The sequence below is a fragment of the Clostridium sp. TF06-15AC genome (genome assembly GCF_003481165.1).
Lineage (GTDB): Bacteria > Bacillota > Clostridia > Lachnospirales > Lachnospiraceae > Otoolea > Otoolea fessa.
In genome coordinates this window covers 137,386-161,315 of sequence record NZ_QUKS01000006.1, presented here as the reverse complement: position 1 = coordinate 161,315, position 23,930 = coordinate 137,386, and the positions used below count along the sequence as shown (strand labels likewise).

Below are 23,930 nucleotides of genomic sequence, written 5' to 3'. Positions count from 1 at the left end.
TCTGGTGACCGTTTTTCAATTTTTAAAGCCAAAATGTGGTCAAAAAAGCGGCTGACCTCCCGATCAACCGCTTTAAATAACTCTTTTACCTATTATCTTCCCGCTTCTTCATCCCAGCTGCCGTCTTCTTTCACGTACCAGCCGTCCGGTGTCCGGCGTTTTGAATACATGATGCCGGCACTGCCGTCTTGATTCGAATTCAGATAATACCATTTTCCATTGATGAACTGCCATCCTGTAAGCATACCCTGGTTTTCGTCCATATAGAACCATCCCTGGTACAGGGTGTCATAGATCCAGCCGGTACTCAGATATCCCTCAGCGCCAAATGCCCACCATCTGCCGTTGACTTTTTCCCAATGAAATGCACCGGTATTGCCCATAGGCCAGGTGCCGTCACTGTAGCGGAGCCACCAGCCTCTGGCATCCTTTATCCAATGGCTGTAACCGTCATTCACTGCCTGATTCGATGCACCGGTGATAACCCCCTGCTCCTCGCTGCGGTAGCCTTTCTGGCTATCTTTGGTTACTGTGCCGGAACTTACGCTGCTGCTTGTTCCACTGCTGCCCTTTCCACCGCTGTCTTTTCCACCGCTGTCTTTTCCGCCGCCTGAATGACTGCCTGAGCTTGAAGGCGCTTGCTGAACCGTCACATTGACTGTTTTTACAGCATCATCGAAATTGGCCATCGAAGCTTTCACATATACCTGATAGGTTCCCGCATCTGTAAAGCCCGGGATCTCACTCTGGTAATCCACTCCATTCTTAGAATAAGTAAATACCACTGCATCCGGACTCACATTTGAAAGACCGGTTTCCACAGATGCATGGATCTGCGGTTTCTGTTCGGTACCATTGTAGGTAAGCGAATCTGCCGACACAGTCATGGATGCAAAATCACGTGCTACGATATTGCCTTTGATAGATGTGCTATTTTCTGTCAGCTCATAATTCTTTGCATTGTCACCTGCTAACGTAATATTTGCCGCCTCAATATTGTGCTCTCCAACATCCGCACTCTGATATGCCAAATTCACCTGGTCAGCACGAACATCCTGAGAATCAGGAGTGCCGGAATCACTGTAAAGCTGAACGGATAAATTCTGCTCCTCCGTAATATCTGTCGTTCCATCATAGACTTTATCGAAAGAATTTCCTGTTATCCGCGCATTTAATTTACACTTGTCGATTGTAAGTATAGCTTTATTCGATTCATTCGTATAATTTCCCTGTCCCAACAGAGAAACGGTGTATGTTCCAGCATTTTTTCGCTCTGTAACTTTACTATTATCAGTTCCTGTCCAATATGTCCAATCTTGGATTATATAATCCGCCTTATCCACTTCATCTTCGGAAGCTCCCTGCCAGTTCTCAACCACTTTGATCTCCGGGCTCCAGGATTGACCATTATAAATGACGTTCTCTGGTTCGAGTGTTACTTTTGTATCTGCAAACCTCCGTTTGATAATACTCGTTGGGTTGCCAGAGCAAAATACCTTCGACTCGTAATTATCTACTGTCACTCTTACAAATACAAACTGCTCCGACTCTGCTACATTCACAATCTTCGGACACTCCGACTTCCACTGATCTTCTTGTAAATCATTGGTACCATTTGTTCTCTTCAGCTGATATTCATATCTTGCACCACCAGGAATATTACTTGCGCTAATGTCAGCTGCTGGATATCCCTGGGCTCCCCTATATTCACCGCTGGCAGCCGTTACGCTCAAGTTCCAGGAATCAGGAAACTTTGCTTTATTAACAGTCAATGTTATACAAACCGGATTTTCTCCGGCTTTATAGAATCCACTTTCCTGTGTATTCACCTGGATTTTAAATACACCAGCCCTGTCCACCTTCAACTGACCCGATTCCTTGTCAATCGTTCCTTCTCCTTTATCACTTCCTGTATATTCAGCAAGTTCATATTGCAGGTTTCCGGCGTTAACCGGTTTCTGAATAGCCGCAAGGTTTTGAACATTGATCGACATATTTTTGTTATAATCTATACTAATTTTCTTTGTATAACCTGTAATTGGATCCGGTGTCTGCTTTGCATCATCAGGCAGACTTCCGCTTCCGCTGATTGTGCCTTTATTGATAAATGTTCCTTTTTCATTTTTTACAAATGGACCGTTTGAAACAAATTCTCCTTCATTGGTAAGTGTGCCACTATCAATTGTCGTACTTCCAGAGGTTACCTTTCCGCCTCTTGCAACAGTGAAAGAACTATTTCCATTAATGTATAATCGATCGGTATTCAGTTCCTTGGCTCGGATCGTTGCAGATCCACCCCTCTGCAAAAATCCTATTCCACCACTATTAGATTTTGTTGAAATTGTTCCATCTGAAAGTTCAAAACTACCCACATTCTCAATTCCGGGTTTTCCACTTCCGGTTACCTTTAAACTTCCACCAGTCATCTGAAAATTATTAAGGACATACACACCATTCTTGTGTGTTCCCGCAGCAGTAACAGAGCCTCCTCTAATATTTAAAGTTCCTTTGCTTTGCACAACAATAGCTCCTGAGACTGGATCGCTATTTTGTTCCGCATAGGCAGCTGCTTCTATCGTTCCACTCTCTATCGTCAAGCTGCCTGCAACCACTATTGCGCTGGATGCATCCTTACTTGTTCTTTTCGTTGGAGAATTCTTAACTGTCAACGAAGCCGATTCTGGTTCTGCCTTAATCGTCGCGCTTGCATAGTCATTAATCCTGAGGCCACATCCTGAAAAATCTTTCCCTTTTCCCTCTAATTCATTGCTTCCATTTAATACTATCTCCCATGTTCCCCGGCTTAACTCAAGGTTCTGTATGGAAGCATCCGTCATTCTTAATTGAAACTTATAATTTCCTAAAATAGTAACCTCTATACCGCAATTCCTCAATAAATTTATTACATCGTCATTAACACTAGAAAATTTATTTCCATCATAGTAAAGACTTTTAGAAGAGTCAACTGAGTTAAAACTTACATTTAGCACAGGAGTTCCACTTACTACAGGCATCGCCGCCTGGTCTCCCGTCACAGACACTTCCACCACCAGCGCGTCTGCATCTTCCGCCAGTTCATATGCCTCCGGCAGCTCTGCTGCAAACTCATAGGTGCCTTCCAGCGGCCAGCAGCCTTCTTCATCCTGCACATACTCGTTACAGCTCCAGCCAGTGATCGAAAGTTTTTCCTCTTTACCAGCTTCGCTTTCCGCTCCGACCTGGGCAATAATAGCCTCTGGTAAGTACTCCGTGACTTCTTCGAAGGATGGCTGGGCTTCCTCGGTAACTCCGCTAAGCTCTAATTTGCCATCCAGCAGATTCTCTTCCGGATCATACCAGGACCAGGAGAAGATCTGGGACTTCACAGCCGGTATCACTGTTCCGCCTGGAACTGTCGTATCTTCCATATCCGATGGTGTACTGACGGAAGGTGCATTCTCCTCTTTGTCAGCAGAATCTTTCTGATCGTTGGTTTCTTCATCATCCGGCCCGGTTTCAGAATCGTCCTCGTTCATACCGGAAGACGCGGCTGTATTCCGTATGCATCCGCTTTCTACAGTGCAGACGTGGGTACATTCCGTCGGCTCTTCTCCTATCTGGGACGAGGTTGCTTCCTCATCCGGCTCGCCGTAGCACTCCTCGGAATGCACATGGACACATTTTTTCTTCTCCGTCTTCTGCGGCATATCCGCCCATGCTGTATTTCCAAATAATGTCGATACTGCCAATGTCATTGTCAGACACATCGCTGCCGCCCTTCGTATACCTTTCATTCTCCCATCTCCTCTCTGTTTACCTTTCATCTCTTTTGACGCCCATGAAGATTAATTCTCTTGATGTTATTATTAAACAATTTTCAAAAAATGTCAACAAACCGTACACAATATATGTTTAATACCGTCATTTATATGATTTTCCGATTTTCATTGTGAATTTCGTTACCTGCTATCTCCATCCCGCCCCAGATACTCCCACACAAACCGCGATACTTCCGCCTTTTTATGGTATCTCTCCCGCACCGCATACACATGCAGCCGGGTCTTTGCACGCGTCATTGCCACATAGAACAGACGTCGTTCTTCCTCCATATCCTCGTCCAGCATCGCGCGGCTGTGCGGTGTGATGCCTTCATTGGCATCGAGAATATAGACAATGGGAAATTCCAGCCCCTTGGCACTGTGCATCGTCGCGAGCGTGATCGCGTCCGTCTCCGTCCGCCGCTGCACCGCCTGCCGGAGCAGTTCCTCCTTGTACGCGTCGATGTGTGCAAACCACTCGTCAAAGGTCTTGAAACCCGCCGCACTTTCTTTTAACTCATCGGCAGTCTCTAAAAGTTCCTCCGGCCGCATCCGCCGGAATGCCGCATACTCGATCAGATATTCGTCGTATCCCATGCCCTGGCGGATATAATTGACGGCTGCCAGAGGTGACATCCGGGCGATCGCCCGCAGATCGCCTTCCAGACTCTCGATCCGCTCGGCAATCCAGTCTTTCTCCGCATAGAATGCCTTCATCTTCTCGAACGAAACCGTCTCATCCGGCATCGCATCCCGGCTGATATAACGCTTCGGACGGTTGATGACCTGCAAAATATCTTCCCGCGCCCGGCTTCCCATGGCGATCCGGATATAGGTCAGGATATTTCGCGAAATCCAGTGTTCATAGAGGTTCGGCACCGTGTCCCGTGTCCGGAACGGCAGATTGTATTCCATCAGCTTTTCCATCAGAAAACGAGGACCAGCATTGGTCCGGTATAAAACTGCGATATCCCCCGGCCGCACTCCCGACTGCAGATACAGCTGTATCTCCCTGGCAATGGCCAGATTTTCTTCCCCCGGATCCTGCCAGAGCTTCGTGATCACGTTCTTCCCATGACGTCCCGTTGTATGGATGGCCTTTGAAAAACGTTTCTGGTTTTCTCCGATCAGCCGCAATGCCGGTGCCACGATCTCCTCGGTACTGCGGTAATTCACATCCAGAAGAATCCGTCCGGCCCCCGGATAATCCCGCTCAAACCCCAGCATAATCTCCGGTTTGGCCCCACGAAACCGGTAAATCGACTGATCATCATCGCCCACGATAAAAAGATTATCTTCCGGCTTGGCTAACATCCGCACGATCTCATATTGAAGCCGGTTGATGTCCTGAAACTCATCAATCAGGATGTACCGATACCTCCTCTGCCAGGCAGACAGGATATCTTTTCTTTCCGTAAAAAGTTCCAGACACAGCACCATCATGTCATCGAAATCGATGAGTCCGGCCCGGCGCATTTTCTCTTCATAGCCTGCATAGAGCTGACGGAAAACTGCATCCGGACAGTTTTTGGAATAGTAATGTTCCAGTGCAATCCTCTCTCCCTTGACAGAGCTTATCTCACTTAAAATGGAGGCTGCAAACTCATTTTCATCCTCCGGCTCCAGACCTCCGGCCTGAGCCAGCTCCCGGACAAACTGCATCTGCTGCTCTTCCCGGACAATATTGTCAGCGGTATATCGGTATGCCAGCTTTAAGATCCTAAAAAAGATCGAATGAAAAGTACCGAAGGTGACTCTGGATCCGCCGCCGGTCAATGCTTCATACCGCTCCCGCATCTCCTCGGCTGCTGCCCGGGTAAAGGTAATCACAAGAATATCCCCCGGATCGATTCCGTACTCCTTCGTCAGATACTGGACCCGATGGGTGATCACCGTTGTTTTCCCTGATCCCGGTCCCGCCAGAACCATCATGGGACCATCTTTATGCATGATTGCCTGTGTCTGTGCTTTACTGAATGCCATTTCCTGTTTCCTTACTCCACAATTCAAGAATATCTCGGCATATTTGCTTCGAAATTCGCATTTTGACGTGCAAGACATCCTTCTGCCGCGCATCTGAAGCAAATCTGTCAAGTACAAATGTAAGAAAAGTGCGCCTTGGAATGTATTTCTCACAAAGCGCACCTTTTCACTGCTTTTCATGCATCTACGATACATGAAAAAGCAGTTATTTATTTACTACCTACTGATTTAATCTGCGAAGCCAAACTTGCTTCAAGTCGAACATCGACGGTTACGACAGCCTACTGCTGTGCCTCCAGAAGTTCAATCCCCTTCTTGATACGGCTGATCGACTCTTCCTTGCCAAGCACTTCCATGATCTCGGTCGCGCCTGCCGGCGTCATCTGCTTGCCGGATACAGCGGTACGGATCGGCCACATTACAAAGCCGGTCTTAACGCCCTCTTTGGATACATACTCGGACAGCGCCGCGTACAGGGCGTCGTTGGAGTAATCTTCCTGTGCTTCCAGAATCGGCAGAACATCTTTTAATACCTTTAAGGATGTCTCCAGATTGGTCTTCATCTTCTTGTGAACATACATCTGCGGATCATACTCCGGCAGTGTCTCAAAGAAATCGATGTGTCCCTCGATATCCGGGAAAATCTCGATTCTCGTCTTAACCATCGCCGCGATCTTCTTCAGATCCAGATCCTTGGTGATTACTTTCTTGATGTACGGCTCTGCCATCTCATAGAACTTATCAAAATCCATCGCCTTGATGTACTCGCCGTTCATCCATTTCAGTTTTACCATATCGAAAACAGCCGGAGATTTGCTGATATTCTTGTAGTTGAACTCTTTTACCAGCTCGTCTAAGGAGAAAATCTCCTGATTATTTTCCGGTGACCAGCCAAGCAGGGCAACGAAGTTGACAACTGCCTCGGAAATGAAGCCCTGATCGATCAGATCCTGATAGGAAGAATGACCGCTTCGCTTGCTCAGCTTCTTGTGCTCCTCGTTCGTGATGGTCGGGCAGTGCACATAAACCGGAACCTCCCATCCGAATGCGTCGTACAGACGGTTGTACTTCGGTGAAGAAGACAGGTACTCGTTACCGCGGACTACATGGGTGATCTGCTGTAAATGATCGTCCACCACATTTGCGAAGTTGTAGGTCGGGAATCCATCCGATTTGATTAAAACCATATCGTCCAGCTCGGAGTTATCTACGGAAATATCCCCGTAAATCTCATCGTGGAAGGTAGTCTTTCCCTCGGTCGGGTTGTTCTGACGGATGACAAACGGCTTTCCTGCCTTTAAGTTTGCCTCTACCTCTTCCTTGGAAAGGTGCAGGCAGTGCTTATCATAGGTCATGATCTCTTCGCCGTTTACTTCTCTCTTTAAGCTGTTTAAGCGTTCCTGATCGCAGAAACAGTAATAAGCTTCGCCTTTATCGATCAGCTTCTTCGCATATTCCATGTAGATGCCCTGTTTCTGACGGTCGCTCTGTACATACGGGCCAACCGGACCTCCGATGTCCGGACCTTCGTCATGCTTCAGTCCGGTATCGCGCATCGTATTGTAAATGATCTCGGTCGCGCCTTCAACGAAACGCTCCTGATCGGTATCCTCGATTCGCAGGATAAAATCGCCGCCCTCATGTTTTGCAATCAGGTATGCGTATAATGCAGTTCTTAAGTTTCCTACATGCATTTTGCCTGTCGGGCTCGGTGCGTATCTGGTTCTGATCTTTGTCATACTTTTCACACGGCTGTCTGGAAGCTTATGTTCCAAACAGTTTTTCCTTTCCTAGAAATAATTAAAATATTGGAATTATAAAATAAAGTAACTGTTCCGTAAGTCTGCGCATTTACTGCGCTGACCATACGAAAACATGGGCCAGCAGGCAGGTAATTTATATCACGCCTTCATATTCAGCAGATGGCACGCCAGCTGGAAATAAATCATCAGGCTGCACGCATCCACGATCGTCGTGATCATCGGCGACGCCATGATCGCCGGGTCGAGATGGATCGTCTTCGCCGCAATCGGAAGCACACATCCGATCGTCTTCGCGATGATAACCGTGCAGAACAGGCTGATAACTACCGTCAGGCAGATGAGTACCTGCCCCGGATACTGGATCATCAGGCGCACGAAATTGACAAGCGCCAGAGAAAGTCCACAGAGCATTCCCACGCGGATTTCTTTCCACATAACCTTCAGAATATCCGCCGGTTCTACCTCGCCGACCGCCATACCACGGATGATCATCGTGCTCGCCTGGCTGCCGGAGTTTCCGCCCGTATCCATCAGCATCGGAATAAACGTAACCAAAAGCGGAATTACCGAAAAGGCATTCTCATATTTTAACAAAATACCGCCGGTCACCATACTGCTCAACATCAGGATCATCAGCCACGGAATACGGTTTCTCGCGAGCTGGAACACGCCCGTCTTCAGGTACGGCTTCTCACTCGGCAGCATCGCCGCCATCTTCTCGAAGTCCTCCGTCGCCTCCTGCTCCATGACATCCATGACATCATCGACCGTGATGATGCCGACCAGACGGTCTTCGCCGTCCACAACCGGTAAACTCAAGAGGTTGTACTCATTGAACGTCTCCACAACCTTTTCCTGGTCTTCCGTCGTATACGCCTTGATCACATGCGGATCCATGATATCGCCCATGAGCGCCGCATAATCATTCATCAGAAGATCCTTGACCGTCACAACGCCCTCTAAGCGGCGTTTTTCATCCATGACGTAGCAGGTGTAAATCGTCTCCTTGTCCACGCCATATTTCCGGATATAATCAAATGCCTGCTCCACCGTCATATTTTTCTTGAGTCCCACGTACTCCGCCGTCATGACGCTTCCGGCGCTGTTTTCCGGGTAATTGAGGAACTGGTTGATCAGTTTTCTCGTATCCGGGCTGGAGTTCTGAAGTACGCGCCGCACGATCGTCGCCGGCAGCTCCTCCAGCATATCGACCGCATCATCGACATACAGGTCGTCAATGATGGCACGCAGCTCATTATCCGTAATACTGGTAATGATGTGCTGCTGCTGTTCGACTTCCAGACAGGCAAATACCTCCGATGCCAGCTCTTTCGGCAACATACGGAATACAACGACCGTCTTTTCTGAATCCAATTCTTCGATAAATGAGGCAATATCCACCTCATTCATCTCGACCAGCTGGCTTTTCAGCTCCCGGTACTTCTTCCCGGACAGCAGAGCCAGCAGCTCTTCTTTCTTCTCTTCTTCTAACATTCCCGTCTCCTTCCAAAATATTGTCATTTTGGAAATCGGACAGGCTGCTCCCTTCCTGCTCCTGCACACAGGCAGAATGCCGGAAACTTATCCACAGATGCGGCAGTGTACACAAGGAATCCGCTGTTTGCAGCTGTCATTCCTGCAAATGCATGTGTACGCTGCCTTCGGTTCTGGGTAGCTGCCGTCTGATTCCGCCTTATGACTCCGGCTTTCCATTGTGTTCACTCCTCTCCTGATTTTCTCGCATGAAAACATCCGGCAGATTGATGCTCGATACCGGATGTCTCTTTTTATTATAATAATTGAATGAAAAAATAGCAATCTTTTTATCGAAGTTATCCAAAAAAACGTTGTTAAAAAGTAATTGTTCACGGGTAGACACTTTGGGAACCGAAAATGCCGCTCAGATACCACCACGGCGGCAGCAGCTTTCGCACACCCGCGGCTCCCGGCAAAAAGACTGAAGCGTCAAAAAAGATCGGGCAGAGCAGGAGGCTCGCAAGGATAAACACCGGAATCAGCGCCGCCAGAAATCCCGGCTTCCGGCAGACTGCCAGGCATCCAAAGGCATACATGGTCACGAAGAAGAGATAAAAAAGCAGCTTTCCCGCCTCTAAAAGCGGCTCTGCCCCATTTCCCGACGCCAGAAGCGCCGCATACGCCGAAATGGATGCTAAAAATACAAACGCCGCTATCTCCGCCGTCTGCAGCAGCCACCGCTCCCGGCTCCGGACCGCCGCATAAAGCCCGCGCTCTGCATCCTCGCCCGCCATGACAGCTGCCGCCAGCCCCATGATAAAAAGGAAAACCGCCGTCAGCCCGCGCACTGGAAAGACCACCTTCATCGCCCCTGTCTGCAGTGCCGTTCCTCCCTGTAAGGTCTGATAATCAAAGGTAAAGGTGCTTCCGTTGCTGCGGTATTTTTCATAGAGTTCCATCAGCACGCCGCACGCCTTTTCCCGCGCCTCCGTCGTCTGGCAGCGCGCCATCACCGTCTGGAATGCCGCTCCATTTTTCCCATAGTCCGCCAGCAGTTCCCGCCCGTACACCTCGAACAGTTCAGAAAATATCTTTTCTGATATAATTTTCTCTGCCACCGTGGACGGCGACACCAGCACGCGGACCGCACGGGTATAATGCCCCTCGTCCAGCCGTTCTTTTAATCTCTCTGGAAACAGGTAGGCGCACTCCGCCCGTCCGGTCATAACCGCCTTCTTTGCCTCTTCCTCCGTCCCGCATGGATAAAAGAAAAATGAACGGCTCTCTTCCGATTCCAATCTTTCTGCAAGCGCCTGATTCCACGCATCCGTTCCCGGGCAGAGCGCCACCGCGATCCGCCCGGAATCCCGTTTTTCCACCTGATGGAGCACGCCCATTCCCAATGGAAAAATCAGAAGAAACAGGAGGAACACCGGGCGGTAAAGAGCCCGCCGCAGCGTCATTCCAAACATACAGAACCACCACGCCAGCTTCCGCATCCGTCAATCCCTCCTTTTTCCGGCGGCAAGCGCCAGTGCAAAGCATGCCAATGCAGCCGCTGCCAGTTTCCACAGCACCGAAACCGCCCCTGTCTCCTCGCCCGAAGCAATAAAGCGGATTCCATCCATCCAGAGCGCCGTCACCGTCATATTTCCGACTTTCTGAACCAGTTCCGGCAGAAAGACGGACGGGATGATGCCGCCCGCCAGAAAGAGAAATACCACATTGACCGCAAACAACGTCAAAATCGCCGCTGCCGAACTTCTGCACACCTCATAAAACAGCAGAATCCACGCCGAAACTGCCGTGCAGGTCAGCCCCCACGCCGCCAGTTCTTCCCGCCCCGCCAGCGCATATCCCTTCTGCACCGCCCAGCCATAGCCGCCCGCCGTGACTGCCATCAGAAGAAGCGTCATGCACAAGCATTTGCAGAAAAGCGGATACCACCGCCGGATCCCGATGCGCCGAAGCCCCTGTTCCAGCGCCTCCGTCTGGGGAGCCAGAAACGGCGCTGCCGGGATTCCGGTAAGAATCATCAGAAATACAATCCCCGAAATTCCATAAAAGACCGCCGTCGATACATTCCCTGCAGCGCTGACCGTTTTCTTCCGGAAAAGTGCCTCGCGGTTCATCGCATATTTTAAAAAGATACGGTTCAAATCCTGTTCAGACACCGAAATCTGTTCCGGCACTCCCTGGATATTTAAACATTCATTTGCCGCGTAGATCGCCGCCTGCGAAGTGCCAAGCATCGAACTGCCCGACTCTGCCAGTTCCCGGAAAACGGCGCCTTCCAGCCCGCTCTCATCCGGAAACCAGATCGTGGCTGGCTGGTTCGTACCGTCCAAAATGCCGCGCGCCATGCCGGACGGCACCTCGAAAACCGCTTGAAGCTCCCCGCTTTTCATCTTTTGGAACGCTTCATCGTGTTCCAGATACGAAAAGTCGCAGAGACTTTCCACGCTGTCCAGCGAGGCAATCATTTTGGTTATCTTTTCCGAAAGCGCATCGTCCCCCGGAAGCACCACGCCCACCTCGATTTTCTTTAAAGATGTTTCCCCATATAAAACCTTAGACGCCGAAAACGCCGCCATGCCGACGAGCAGCACCATCACCGCCAGCCCTGCCAGAAAATACGGCAGCTGGCGGAGCAGGCGCTTTCCGGTCAGCAGCAGATATATCATATATGTTCGCATTTTCCGCCGCCTATGACATGACTTTCAGGAGAATTGCGAACAGGTTGCCTGTTATCTCCGTTGTGACCTGGTTATAATCCTCCTCGGAGGAAGCCAGCACATCAAATGGAACGCCGTCCGGCTGCGCGATCTCATCCTCCAGCGGGTTGACATAATAGGAACCGGCAAATTCAACATAAGAACTGCTTCCATTTAACAATGTAGTTTCCAGGCGCAGGGAATCCATATCGATATGGACGCTCTCGCCCTTCGAAAGCTCGCTGACCGCGCCATTCGCCGTGAACGACGCCTGAGACGCACCGTTACTCTGCAGATCCAGCTTTACCTCATAGCTGCCGTCCGCGATCTGATAGTCGCCATCCAGGATAAACTGGTATTTCTCTTCGTCGCCTTCCAGGGTCGCAATTACCTGACCACTCCAGCTCTTTCCAGCCTCGTAAGCGCCTGTTTTATCCAGGGAAACCGTGATAATCTGACCGTCCGAATCCTCAATATTTAACGCCCCATTCACATTCGACAGCATGTTGTAACCGCCGCCAAAGGAAACATCGCCGTAAAAACGGACATTTTCTTCCTCAACCGTTGCATCCGTCTCATAGGAAAATCCAGCCATTTTGCCATCTTTTCTCACATATACATCCATCGTCACATCCCCGATGGTATTTTCCATTTCCTCTACCAGATTGTCCAGCACCGCTTCCGCCTGCGCCCAGAGTTCCTTCTGCTGTTCCTCCGGATCCACGCTCTCTCCGTCCCCGTCCGCTGCATAGATGCTGCTTGCGTCGCCTGCCAGTTCCAGATAGCGCACCACATCCTGTTTGAGTGTCTCATCATTCAGGAAAAATTCTCTCGTCGTCTTTGCAAAGCGAATCAGCGCATCCTTCGGCAGAGTCACATGGTAACCGCGGCAATTCTCGCTCTGTCCGTCGATCGTAAACTCTTTTTTGTCATTCTTAGTGACGGTCATAGCCGTTTTGAGGTCATCAATCGCCTTGCTTCCCTCTTTGTAGCGGTTCCAGAGTGCTTTCAGATCCATCATCGGCTCCTCGTCCGAAAGCGCTTCCTTGTACTGTCCCAGATAATTTGCCAGCCCCTCAATATCAATCCCCTGCTCTTCGAGCTTCTGCGCCGCATACGGAGAATTAATGAGCTGTCCTTCCAGATCATTGACATAGTCAAGGGTAAACATACGGCTGGAAAGTGCCGGAATCGCCGCCATGATCTGCGTATCATCCATGTAAAGCTGTGCGTCCGCCAATTCTCCGCCGCCATACTGCAAGGAAAGATTTAGCAGCTGCCGTCCGCTGTCCACATCGCGCTTCACATCCAGACCGATGCCCGCACCGCTCATCTGGTTCAGGGATTCATCGGAAATACCTGTCATGCTTAACTCCATCCCCGTCTGCGCGGACCCCTTCTGTAAAAGTTTTTCCAGCTCTTTCGTCCCAAAGATCTCCTCAGACGGATTTAACTGCCCTTCCGCCGTGATGCTCTTGAACGCATCGATCACTGTGTCCTTCGGGTCTGCCTGATGGCTGAGCATCACACCGCCGCCGACCACGACCACCGCTGCGGCTGCTCCGGCTGAAATGAGCCATTTCTTCCTGCCAGAACCATTTCCGCCCGTTCTGCCACCGTCACTGCCGCCTGCAGCATTTCCACCGATTCCGCCGCCAGCACCAGCGGATCCGCCTGCACTGGTTCCATCCGCTGTGTCAGATGCGGCCGTAAGCGCCTGCGCCGCTGCCTCTGCCGGGTTTAACGGGGTTGAATTGCTTGACATGTTTGCATTGTTTGTATTGTTTGCATTATTTCCCTCTTCCATCTTGTACCTCCTCCTGTTTTCTCACTCTTAAAACGTTACTGTTCACGCATACGTGCCCAGTAACCTTAAAACCTCTGTATCAGCTCCCGCGCCGAAAGCCCTGCCTCCGTCGGAACCAGCACACCGTCCTTTAATACATAAAGGGTTGTACACGCCCCTATCTCTCCCATCTCATGGGACGTTAAAAGAACTGTTCCCCCTGCTTTCACATAGCTCCTGATATAAGTCAGGATCTGCTCCTTTGCCTCCAGGTCAAGCGCTGCCCCCGGTTCATCGAGAATCAGGATATCCGCGCGTCCGGAGAGTGCCGCCGCGATGCTCAGCCTCTTTTTCTCTCCGCCTGAAAGCCGTCCCGCCTGCGTTTTCAAGAATCGGTCCACACCCAGCACATGACCGACGCCGCATTCCAGATCCCGCTCCATCTCCCGCCGTTTCCCCCGGAACCAGAGACGGTAATTATCAAATGCCGTCAGCTCCGGGATCAATGGATTTTCCTGAGGCACATAGGCGATTTTTTCTTCTAATAGACGATGTCTTCCAAGTGCCTCCTGCCCGTCAATCCGAATACTCCCCCGATCCGGCTTGCGGATCCCCGCGAGGATCGAGAGCAGCGTCGTCTTGCCGCATCCATTTCCGCCGACAATCCCGATGCATTCCCCTGGATTTGCCCGAAAAGAGACATTTTTTAGGATCGTCCTTCCGCGGTACCGTTTTTCTACCCCTGTTACCTCTAACATATTTTTCCTCTTTGTAAAGTAAAAAGGAACACCGCAAAGCAGAAGCGAACCGCTTCTCTGCCTTGCAGCATTCCTTACTTTATCTGGTCTGCGCCGCAGTGATGCAGGCACATTGATTTTATGATGGATGATTGCAGCACATCGTGTGCATTTGCAATCTATTTATTATTTATTTTCAGCCAGATCGCCTGGTTTCATGCTCAGGTTGATACGACCCATCTTATCGACCTCGATTACCTTTACAGTAACTTCATCGCCGATGTTGACAACATCCTCTACCTTCGCTACGCGCTTGTCCGAAAGCTTGGAAATATGAACCATACCATCCTTGTTCGGAGCCAGCTCTACGAATGCACCAAAATTCATGATACGGACAACGGTACCTGTCAGAATCTGACCCGGCTCGATGTCGGTCACGATGCCCTTGATGATGGAAACTGCCTTGTCGATCATTGCCTGATCGGTGCCGCATACAGCTACGCTGCCATCGTCCTCGATATCGATCTTAACGCCGGTCTGCTCGATGATCTTGTTGATTACCTTGCCCTGTTTGCCGACTACATCGCCGATCTTCTGCGGATCGATGGAGATCTGAACGATCTTCGGAGCATACTGGCTGACGGTCTTTCTCGGCTCGGAGATAACCGGCGCCATAACTTCATCCAGAATGTAGAGTCTTGCCTCTCTCGTCTTAGCGATTGCCTCCTCGATGATCGGGCGGGTCAGACCGTGGATCTTGATATCCATCTGGATGGAAGTAATACCCTTGTGAGTGCCGCCTACCTTGAAGTCCATATCGCCGAAGAAGTCTTCCAGACCCTGGATATCGGTCAGAACGATGTAATCATCATCGGTGTCGCCTGTTACCAGACCGCAGGAAATACCAGCTACCGGAGCTTTGATCGGTACACCTGCTGCCATCAGGGACAGAGTGGATGCACAGATACTTGCCTGGGAGGTAGAACCATTGGATTCCATCGTCTCAGATACGGTACGGATTGCATACGGGAACTCTTCCGCAGACGGAAGTACCGGCACAAGCGCACGCTCCGCCAACGCACCATGACCGATCTCACGGCGTCCCGGTCCTCTGGACGGTTTGGTTTCGCCTACGGAGTAGGACGGGAAGTTGTAATGGTGCATATATCTCTTGGATGTCTCGTTCTCATCCAGTCCGTCGATCTTCTGTGCCTCGGACAGCGGAGCCAGTGTACAGATATTTAAAATCTGTGTCTGTCCACGGGTGAACATACCGGAACCATGTACACGCGGCAGAATGTCGATCTCTGCTGCCAGCGGACGGATCTCGGTGATACCGCGGCCATCCGGACGCTTGTGATCTTTGAGGATCATCTTGCGGACAGTCTTCTTCTGGTACTGATATACAGCCTCACCCAGAACAGCCAGCCACTCCTCGTTATCAGCGAATGCCTCTTCCAGGCGCTCGGTGATTGCGCGGATATTCTCTTCTCTCTTCTGTTTCTCGTCTGTAAATACAGCCTCTTCCATCTCTTCCTGCGGAACCAGCTCACGAATCGCTGCAAACAGCTCTTCCGGAACTGCACAGCTCTCGTAGGAATGTTTCGGCTTGCCGCACTCTGCTACGATGGTGTCGATGAATTTGATGATCTCCTGGTTTACTTCGTGTGCCTTGAAGATCGCGTCGATCATGATGTTCTCCGGAACTTCCTTTGCGCCAGCCTCGATCATGATAACCTTCTCGCGGGTGGAAGCAACGGTCAGAGCCATATCAGATACTTTCTTCTGTGCGTTAGTCGGGTTTACGATAAACTCGCCGTCGATCATGCCGATCTGGGTGGTCGCACACGGACCATCAAACGGGATATCGGAAATGCAGGTTGCGATTGCAGAACCTAACATCGCGGTATACTCCGGGCTGCAGTCCTGGTCAACGGATAATACGAGGTTATTTAAGGTAACATCGTTGCGGTAATCCTTCGGGAACAGCGGACGCATCGGACGGTCGATAACACGTGCAGTCAGAACTGCGTTCTCAGATGCCTTTCCCTCTCTCTTGTTAAATCCGCCCGGAATCTTTCCGACCGAATACATCTTCTCCTCAAACTCAACGCTTAACGGGAAGAAATCAATACCGTCACGCGGCTTGTCAGAAGCTGTCGCGGTTGATAATACGGTTGTATCTCCATAATGCATAAATGCAGCACCATTTGCCTGAGCTGCTACACGGCCAACATCCACTGTTAAAGTTCTGCCAGCCAGTTCCATCGAAAAACTCTTGTACATCTCATATCTCCTTTCATCTTGTTTTGCAGAAGAACCTTCACATTCTCATACGCCGCTTTCGGTTCCAAAAGTGCCTTTCTGTGAAAAGTAATACCGAAACTACTGCTCTGCCCGCAAATATGTTTTTCTGCTTTACGGGTACAGCAGCGGTCTCGGACTTTTCTTCTACATAAACAACTAGGGTGGATTGCTCCACCCTATACGTTTTAATCTTAATTACTTTCTGATGCCTAACTTCTCGATCAGTGCACGGTATCCTTCCAGATCGGATTTCTTTAAGTAATCCAGAAGACCACGTCTCTGTCCTACCATCTTCAGAAGTCCGCGGCGGGAATGATGATCCTTCTGATTGGATTTTAAATGCTCTGTAAGCTCAGCGATTCTAGCGGTCAGAATTGCGATCTGAACCTCCGGTGAACCTGTATCGCCTGCTTTTCTTCCGTACTGTTCGATAATAGCTGCTTTCTTTTCCTTTGAAATCATTGTGATTTCCTCCTTAAAATTATTCTTACCGTATGCTAAGTTTATGTCGGAGTCGTCAAAAAACTGAGCACCGGCGTACTCATACGTATTTAGTATAACACAATATGTTTTCGGTGTAAATCATTTTATGCAGGTTTTTTCTCGATTTTTCTCGATTTTTATTCCCGTTTCTTCCTATGCTCCTGGTCCCACTGCAATATTTCCACCATTATCCCCCGAAGGACCTCCCGGTCCTGCCTGGGTCGGTGCCGCAGTCTCCGGCGCTTTCGTCTCCGCCTGCGTCGGCGCTGTGGTCGGTGCCGGACCCGGTGCCTGTGTTTCTGCCGGTGCTGGCGCCTGCGTCTCTGCCGGAGCTGGTGTTTCTGCTGGCGCCGTGGTCTCTGCCGGCTTCGTCTCCGCCGGTTTTGCCGTACCGCTCGTCGTACTCTTCTCCGTACCAGGCAGATTGTAACAGATCACCGGAGTTCCTGCCGAAATATTGTCAAAGATCGTCTTTGCAACACTCGGCGGCAGATTGATACAGCCGTGGGAACCGCCCGTCTTGTAAATCGTACCGCCAAAACTGCTTCTCCACTTCGCATCATGCATACCGATACCATTATTGAACGGCATCCAGTAATTAACCGGCGTCCGGTAATTCTCACCCTTCAGGACCGCATTTTTCTGCTTATATGCCAGCGGATACGAGCCTGCCGGGGTTCCCCAGCCTTTCGCCAGGTTTCCAGATACGAAATCCGACTCTACCACCAGCTTTCCTTCTTTATAGAAGAAAAGGTGCTGTCCGGTCAGATTGATCTCCACGTAAGTGTCGCCGTAGTCATTTGCCCCATGGCTCGCCGCCTTCTGGGAATACTCCGGCTCACGCGTCGTACTCTCGCCGGAGGCAATAATCGCTGCCAGCGCTTCCGTCTCTGCCGCCTGGTTGATCTTCCAGCCATACGTTCCGCCGCTTACCTGAATCGTGGAACCATACGATGTTTTCAATGTTTTCGCTTTGTTTGAAGTATTGTGTGCTTTCGCCATCTCAGACACGTACTCCGACACCTTGGAGGAATCTACCGAAACACTTCCGTCTGCATTGGCAATCAGCCACCCATGAATCTGATCTCCATTTAAGGTCTCCGTCGAATCGCCAAACTGGTATGTCACGCTCATTTTCGCGTATTTATTCATCTTATCCAGCTGTTCTGTCAGAGATGCATCGTCTTTCAATACCGTCGGCTTCTTATAGACATCTGCTTCCTCCAGCGATAAATGATCCTGCAGATTCTCGATCGCACCCGTTACCGCCTGTGTCAGCTTCTCCGCCTCGACTGCCGTTCCTTCCTGTTCGGGCTCAATCGAATATCCCTGTCCGGACACATACTCTGAAATCTTTGCATTGACCGGTTCTACCACTTTCCCCGGGTCTAAACACGATAAATTCCGGATCTGGCTTTCCAGCGCCGCATCGTCATACGCCACCATGGTTCCGATCGTATATTCTTCCTGTTTCATATGCCACAGCCATGCGAACGGATTCTGCGCCGCTACCATCTTTTCCAGGCTGCCGTCAAACTCCGCATGCAGCTTGATATCGGTTCCGGCGATCGTTTCTGTCTGATTATTTCTCTCATCGATCGTCAGTGTGTAACCATTCACACCTTCCGCAATCAGTTCCTGCACCTCTGCCGCTGTCTTTCCGGACGCGTCAACACCGTTGATCTGCGTATTCGGAAAGAAACGAGTCTTATATTTCTGGGACATTCCCGCATAGACACCTCCGGCTGCCACGAGCAGAATGCCCGCCGTGCAGGCAGCGATCCATGCCGCCTTTTTACCGTTTTTTCTATGCTCAGCTTTCAGAGCTGCCTTTTCCGGGGTGGTTTCCGTCCAGGATGCCGTCTTTCCGGAATCCTGTCCCCGCTGCGGCGCCGCATGGGCTGCCTCCCGCCCTGTGCCTGCGTTCTGATTTCCACGGGCGCGGCTGCGCTTTCGACTGGCTGTCTCCTCCGGCTCTTTCTCCGGCAGGCGTTCCGGCTCTTCCCACCGGTTCTGATCCTGACGCTCTGGCTGGTGTATGTTTTCCATATCCAGCTCCGCTTCCCTCAGGATCCGTTCTTCCATATCCCGGTCGAAATAATCATCATCCAAATAGCCCTCATCCGGCTCATCCAGATAATCTTCATCTTCCAGCATAATCTCCCGGCTGTTCATCGCCGTATTTCGTCTCACCGGCTCCCGCCCATCTTCGCGGCTGCCGGAACGTGAATTTTCATTCAAATTCCCGTTTCTATCTGTCATCGTCCTATTCTCCCTTTAAAAATCCAATACGGGTTCCTATTCCCGGAAGGATCTGCCATTCAAGTAATGGTTTTATCATTTGGCATATTTTTTTGACAAAAATCCATTCTATCTGTGTTGCTGGTCCTCCATCGTCCTATTGTATATAAGTTTTAAACGGAAGTCAACTTACAAAACTCTGTCTTTTTCTGGTATATTCTGTTACGTTTCTGTTCACGGGTAGGCACTTTTGGAACCGAAAGTGCCGTAAGAAAACGTGGTGGCAGCAGGAATTTGCCGTATTTAAATGCGAAGCCACGGCAAATTCCGTTACTGGGCACGTATGCGTGAACAGTAACTATATTCTGTTACAGAACGCGTAATGGGACGTAATTTTCTATGAAACAGAAACAAAGAGCTGCCGCGCCGCATTTTTATGTCAGCCCGACAGCTCTTTTCTATTTTTGTCCTGTCCGTATTCTATTTCTCCAGCTTTCCGAACAGTCCTTTCTTCTTATGTTTCTCGCCCTCCGGTGCAATTCCGTTCATGGCATCGTCAAACTTGCGAAGCGCTTCCTTCTGTGCCTCGGTCATGCGCTCCGGAACCTGTACCACCAGCGTCACGAAATGGTCGCCGCGCACGTTGCGGTTACGCAGAGACGGAACACCTTTTCCTTTCAGACGGACTCTCGTATCTGTCTGGGTTCCCGGTTTGACCTCATACTCTACCTCGCCGTCCACCGTCTTGATGCGGATCGGACCACCGAGTGCTGCTTTCACGAAGGAGATCGGCACGGTTGAGTAGATTGTTGTATCCTGACGCTTGAAGACCGGGTGCTGGGATACCACTACTTCTACCAGCAGATCTCCGCGCGGACCGCCGTTGGTACCCGGTTCGCCATTGCCGCGGTCACGCAGCATCTGACCGTTGTCGATACCTGCCGGGATCGTCACTTTGATCTTCTTTCTCTTCGCTACATAGCCGGTTCCGTAGCAATCCGGGCATTTATCCTTGATGATCTTTCCGGTTCCGTTACAATCCGGACAGGTCTGTACATTCTGAATCTGACCAAAGAACGACTGCTGCGTGTACATGATCTTGCCTTTACCGTTACATTTCGGACAGGTCTGCGGCTGGGTTCCCGGTTTTGCACCCGTTCCATGACATTTCTCACAGGTTTCCTTTAAGTTTAACTCCAGCTCTTTTTCACAGCCGAAGATCGCTTCTTCAAAAGTAATCCGCACACTGGTACGCACATCCGCGCCGCGCATCGGTCCGTTGCTTCTGCCGCCGCGGCTGCGTCCGCCGCCAAAAATATCTCCGAAGATATCTCCGAAAATGTCTCCCATATCGCCGCCGTTGAAATCAAAACCACCGAATCCGCCAGCGCCGCCTGCACCGCCGTCAAAAGCCGCATGGCCGAACTGATCATACTGACGTCTCTTCTCCGGATCACTCAGTACGCTGTACGCCTCCGATGCCTCCTTAAATTTATCGGCTGCCGCCTGATCGCCCGGATTTGCATCCGGATGATACTTTTTGGCCAGGGTTCTGTATGCTTTTTTGAGTGTCGCATCGTCCGCATCTTTCGGGACGCCTAAGACCTCATAGTAATCTCTCTTACTCTCTGCCATTTCAGCTCTTCCTTCCCAAAATCCGCCGGTACATTTGACCGCATCCGGCAGAGTTTCTATCGTATCTATTTATCTTCCCACAACGTAACTGTTCAGTACCTTCACAGTCACGCGCAAAAATCCATTAAAAATTGCCTACGGCAATGGGATTTTTGCCTGCTGGCCCATGTTTTCGTACGGTCAGCGCAGTAAATGCGCAGACCTACTGAACAGTTACCCCACAACCTACAAATGGGGGTCTGCCGCAGATTCCTGCGACAGCCCCTCACTGCGTTTTTCTATTGATACCCCGATGTCCCGGATTGCTCCGCACTGCGTGCTCCCGCAATCCTCAAAAACATTCGTAATCCGCTCATTTTTCTTTGAAAAATGGCTGCCTATTATATTATACCTCTTTAAAGTCTCCGTCAACTACATTATCGTCGTGCGGTGCACTTCCTGCACCCTGAGCTCCGCCCTGTGCTCCTGCTGCGCCAGCTGCCTGTGCCTGCTCGTAAACCTTGCTGAAGAGTGCCTGTGCGCTGTTCATCAGTTTTTCCTTGCCAGCCTTGATTTCATCAATCTGTGCATCGGTCATCTGGTCGATCGGAGCTTTGTTGATAGCTTCTTTCAGTGCATTTAAGTCAGCTTCTACGGCTGCTTTATCATTTGCATCGATCTTATCGCCTACATCCTGCAGAGCCTTCTCGGTCTGGAATACCATGGAGTCAGCTTCATTTCTTGCATCGATGCCCTCTTTTCTCTTCTTATCCTGTGCCTCGTACTCAGCTGCCTCTTTGACTGCCTTATCGATATCGGAATCGGACATATTGGAACCAGAGGTAATCGTGATGTGCTGCTCTTTACCTGTACCAAGGTCTTTTGCAGATACATTTACGATACCGTTTGCATCAATATCGAAGGTAACCTCAATCTGCGGAACACCTCTTCTTGCCGGAAGAATGCCATCCAGACGGAAGGTTCCCAGTGTCTTGTTGTCCTTTGCGAACTGTCTCTCGCCCTGTACAACGTGGATATCAACAGCGGTCTGATTATCAGCTGCGGTAGAGAAGATCTGGCTCTTCTTGGTCGGGATTGTGGTATTTCTCTCAATCAGTCTGGTTGCTACACCACCCATAGTCTCGATGGACAGGGACAGCGGAGTTACATCCAGAAGAAGGATATCACCGGCACCGGCATCGCCAGCCAGCTTGCCACCCTGGATAGCTGCACCGATTGCTACGCACTCATCCGGGTTTAAGGATTTGCTCGGCTCTTTACCAGTCAGACGTTTTACTTCTTCCTGTGCTGCCAGCATACGTGTGGAACCACCTACCAGAAGTACTTTGCTTAACTCAGAAGCAGTGATACCAGCATCTTTCAGTGCGTTCTGTACCGGAATTGCGGTTCTCTCGATTAAGTCTCTGGTCAGCTCATCAAATTTAGCTCTGGTCAGGTTCATATCCAGATGCTTCGGTCCCTCGCTGGTTGCAGTGATGAACGGAAGGTTGATATTGGTTGTAGTTGCGGAAGAAAGCTCTTTTTTCGCTTTCTCAGCTGCTTCTTTCAGTCTCTGAAGCGCCATCTTATCAGCGGAAAGGTCTACACCCTCTGCTTTCTTGAACTCGTCGATCATCCACTGGGTAATACGGTTATCGAAATCATCGCCGCCCAGATGTGTATCGCCGTTGGTTGCCAGAACCTCGATAACGCCGTCACCGATCTCGATGATGGAAACATCGAATGTACCGCCGCCTAAGTCATATACCATGATCTTCTGCTCTTTCTCATTATCAAGGCCATACGCAAGCGCTGCTGCCGTCGGCTCGTTGATAATTCTCTTTACATCCAGACCAGCGATCTTACCTGCATCCTTGGTTGCCTGACGCTGTGCGTCGTTGAAGTAAGCCGGAACAGTAATAACTGCCTCGTTTACCTTCTCACCCAAGTAGCTCTCTGCATCTGCTTTCAGCTTCTGCAGAATCATCGCGGAAATCTCCTGCGGCGTATATTTCTTGTCATCAATGGTTACTTTGTAGTCGCTGCCCATGTGTCTCTTGATAGAAGAAATGGTCTTCTCAGCGTTGGTAACTGCCTGACGCTTTGCCGGCTCGCCGACCAGTCTCTCGCCTGTCTTTGTAAATGCCACAACGGACGGTGTGGTACGGATACCTTCTGTATTTGCGATAACAACCGGTTTACCACCTTCCATAACGGCTACACAACTGTTTGTTGTACCTAAGTCAATACCGATAATCTTGCTCATAGTTATTTCCTCCTGAAATTATCTTTTTCTGGCAGTTCTCTTTCTCCTCATGGGAGCTAAATTCTGCCGCCTGTCTGTCTATATTATATCAAATCAACCACCAGCACCGAATTCTGGGTGCCAGCTGTTTACGTGTTACCTATTTTAATTTGCCACTTTTACCATGCTGTGGCGAACCACGCTGTCGCGGTATACATAGCCTTTCTGGAACTCCTCGGCTACCACATTCTCACCCAGGTTTTCATCCTCAATATGCATCACTGCATTGTGGAAGTTCGGATCAAATGGCTGACCAACCGCTTCGATTGGCTTTACACCTGCATCGCCCAGTGTTTTTACGAGTTGCTTGTAAACCTTATCCATGCCCTCGGCGAAAGCACTTTTTTCTTCGCCCTCCGGGATGGTCGCCAGACCACGCTCGAAATTGTCCACCACCGGGAGAATCTTCTCGATGATGTCCTTTGCGCCAATCTCATACATCGCTGATTTTTCTTTCTCCGTTCGTTTCCGGAAATTGTCAAATTCAGCCATCGTGCGCTTCAGGCGATCCGTCAGCTCCTCGATCTGCTCATCTTTCTTATCCTTCTTCTTGGAGAAAAATCCTTTTTTCTCTTTTTCTCCCTCCGGCGCTTGTGCGTCTTCCGAAGAAGCTTCCTTTTCCTTCACTGCCTCAGCTTCTGCCTGGGTTTCTGTTTCTTTTACCTGCTCCTCATTTGCCGCCTCGGCTGCTTTGGAATCTATCTCTGTCTTTGCCATGTCTCTC

The 23,930-nt window shown here is 50.1% G+C and carries 14 protein-coding genes; all 14 read right to left on the bottom strand.

The genetic code is table 11. The annotated features are described in order from the left end of the window. Positions 1-92: 92 nt before the first annotated feature. The gene (locus tag DXC57_RS12505; protein ID WP_147354099.1) at positions 93-3,407 is read right to left on the bottom strand and encodes a YDG domain-containing protein; all 3,315 of its coding nucleotides are present in this window, start codon (positions 3,405-3,407) and stop codon (positions 93-95) included. Positions 3,408-3,938: 531 nt separating this feature from the next. Beyond that, on the bottom strand, positions 3,939-5,780 hold the full coding sequence (locus tag DXC57_RS12500; RefSeq protein ID WP_118652903.1) for an ATP-dependent helicase: 1,842 nt from the start codon (positions 5,778-5,780) through the stop codon (positions 3,939-3,941). A 281-nt stretch (positions 5,781-6,061) separates the two neighbouring features. Further along, positions 6,062-7,519 (bottom strand): glutamate--tRNA ligase, encoded by a 1,458-nt coding sequence (gene gltX, locus DXC57_RS12495; RefSeq protein ID WP_118629521.1) that lies wholly within the window; start codon positions 7,517-7,519, stop codon positions 6,062-6,064. Between the two features lie 162 nt (positions 7,520-7,681). Further along, positions 7,682-9,037, bottom strand: coding sequence for a magnesium transporter (gene mgtE, locus DXC57_RS12490; RefSeq protein WP_118467208.1), 1,356 nt, complete (start codon positions 9,035-9,037; stop codon positions 7,682-7,684). 371 nt (positions 9,038-9,408) lie between these two features. Next, positions 9,409-10,518 (bottom strand): hypothetical protein, encoded by a 1,110-nt coding sequence (locus DXC57_RS12485; protein ID WP_118652901.1) that lies wholly within the window; start codon positions 10,516-10,518, stop codon positions 9,409-9,411. 3 nt (positions 10,519-10,521) lie between these two features. Next, positions 10,522-11,715 (bottom strand): ABC transporter permease, encoded by a 1,194-nt coding sequence (locus tag DXC57_RS12480; RefSeq protein WP_118652899.1) that lies wholly within the window; start codon positions 11,713-11,715, stop codon positions 10,522-10,524. A 10-nt stretch (positions 11,716-11,725) separates the two neighbouring features. Then, positions 11,726-13,540, bottom strand: a complete 1,815-nt coding sequence (locus tag DXC57_RS12475; RefSeq protein WP_118652897.1) for a zinc ribbon domain-containing protein — start codon at positions 13,538-13,540, stop codon at positions 11,726-11,728. 65 nt (positions 13,541-13,605) lie between these two features. Continuing rightward, on the bottom strand, positions 13,606-14,277 hold the full coding sequence (locus DXC57_RS12470; RefSeq protein ID WP_118652895.1) for an ABC transporter ATP-binding protein: 672 nt from the start codon (positions 14,275-14,277) through the stop codon (positions 13,606-13,608). Positions 14,278-14,442: 165 nt separating this feature from the next. After that, positions 14,443-16,542 carry a polyribonucleotide nucleotidyltransferase gene (locus DXC57_RS12465; RefSeq protein ID WP_118652893.1) on the bottom strand — a complete coding sequence of 700 codons (2,100 nt, stop codon included), beginning with the start codon at positions 16,540-16,542 and terminating at the stop codon, positions 14,443-14,445. 216 nt (positions 16,543-16,758) lie between these two features. Further along, positions 16,759-17,025, bottom strand: coding sequence for a 30S ribosomal protein S15 (gene rpsO / locus DXC57_RS12460; protein WP_022358577.1), 267 nt, complete (start codon positions 17,023-17,025; stop codon positions 16,759-16,761). A gap of 174 nt (positions 17,026-17,199) precedes the next feature. Beyond that, on the bottom strand, positions 17,200-19,308 hold the full coding sequence (locus DXC57_RS12455; protein ID WP_118652891.1) for a L,D-transpeptidase family protein: 2,109 nt from the start codon (positions 19,306-19,308) through the stop codon (positions 17,200-17,202). Between the two features lie 459 nt (positions 19,309-19,767). Further along, positions 19,768-20,922, bottom strand: coding sequence for a molecular chaperone DnaJ (gene dnaJ / locus DXC57_RS12450; RefSeq protein WP_118467196.1), 1,155 nt, complete (start codon positions 20,920-20,922; stop codon positions 19,768-19,770). Between the two features lie 385 nt (positions 20,923-21,307). Then, a complete protein-coding gene (dnaK, locus tag DXC57_RS12445) occupies positions 21,308-23,167 on the bottom strand; it encodes a molecular chaperone DnaK (RefSeq protein ID WP_118652889.1) in 1,860 nt (619 codons plus the stop codon). A gap of 144 nt (positions 23,168-23,311) precedes the next feature. Continuing rightward, positions 23,312-23,923 carry a nucleotide exchange factor GrpE gene (gene grpE / locus DXC57_RS12440; RefSeq protein ID WP_118471934.1) on the bottom strand — a complete coding sequence of 204 codons (612 nt, stop codon included), beginning with the start codon at positions 23,921-23,923 and terminating at the stop codon, positions 23,312-23,314. Positions 23,924-23,930 lie beyond the last annotated feature (7 nt).

Excerpts from the sequence above, each read along its gene's own strand:
- DXC57_RS12505 (WP_147354099.1), bottom strand. The coding sequence starts at position 3,407 with ATGGAAGATACGACAGTTCCAGGCGGAACAGTGATACCGGCTGTGAAG.
- DXC57_RS12500 (WP_118652903.1), bottom strand. The coding sequence starts at position 5,780 with ATGGCATTCAGTAAAGCACAGACACAGGCAATCATGCATAAAGATGGT.
- gltX (WP_118629521.1), bottom strand. The coding sequence starts at position 7,519 with ATGACAAAGATCAGAACCAGATACGCACCGAGCCCGACAGGCAAAATG.
- mgtE (WP_118467208.1), bottom strand. The coding sequence starts at position 9,037 with ATGTTAGAAGAAGAGAAGAAAGAAGAGCTGCTGGCTCTGCTGTCCGGG.
- DXC57_RS12485 (WP_118652901.1), bottom strand. The coding sequence starts at position 10,518 with ATGCGGAAGCTGGCGTGGTGGTTCTGTATGTTTGGAATGACGCTGCGG.
- DXC57_RS12480 (WP_118652899.1), bottom strand. The coding sequence starts at position 11,715 with ATGCGAACATATATGATATATCTGCTGCTGACCGGAAAGCGCCTGCTC.
- DXC57_RS12475 (WP_118652897.1), bottom strand. The coding sequence starts at position 13,540 with ATGGAAGAGGGAAATAATGCAAACAATACAAACAATGCAAACATGTCA.
- DXC57_RS12470 (WP_118652895.1), bottom strand. The coding sequence starts at position 14,277 with ATGTTAGAGGTAACAGGGGTAGAAAAACGGTACCGCGGAAGGACGATC.
- DXC57_RS12465 (WP_118652893.1), bottom strand. The coding sequence starts at position 16,542 with ATGTACAAGAGTTTTTCGATGGAACTGGCTGGCAGAACTTTAACAGTG.
- rpsO (WP_022358577.1), bottom strand. The coding sequence starts at position 17,025 with ATGATTTCAAAGGAAAAGAAAGCAGCTATTATCGAACAGTACGGAAGA.
- DXC57_RS12455 (WP_118652891.1), bottom strand. The coding sequence starts at position 19,308 with ATGACAGATAGAAACGGGAATTTGAATGAAAATTCACGTTCCGGCAGC.
- dnaJ (WP_118467196.1), bottom strand. The coding sequence starts at position 20,922 with ATGGCAGAGAGTAAGAGAGATTACTATGAGGTCTTAGGCGTCCCGAAA.
- dnaK (WP_118652889.1), bottom strand. The coding sequence starts at position 23,167 with ATGAGCAAGATTATCGGTATTGACTTAGGTACAACAAACAGTTGTGTA.
- grpE (WP_118471934.1), bottom strand. The coding sequence starts at position 23,923 with ATGGCAAAGACAGAGATAGATTCCAAAGCAGCCGAGGCGGCAAATGAG.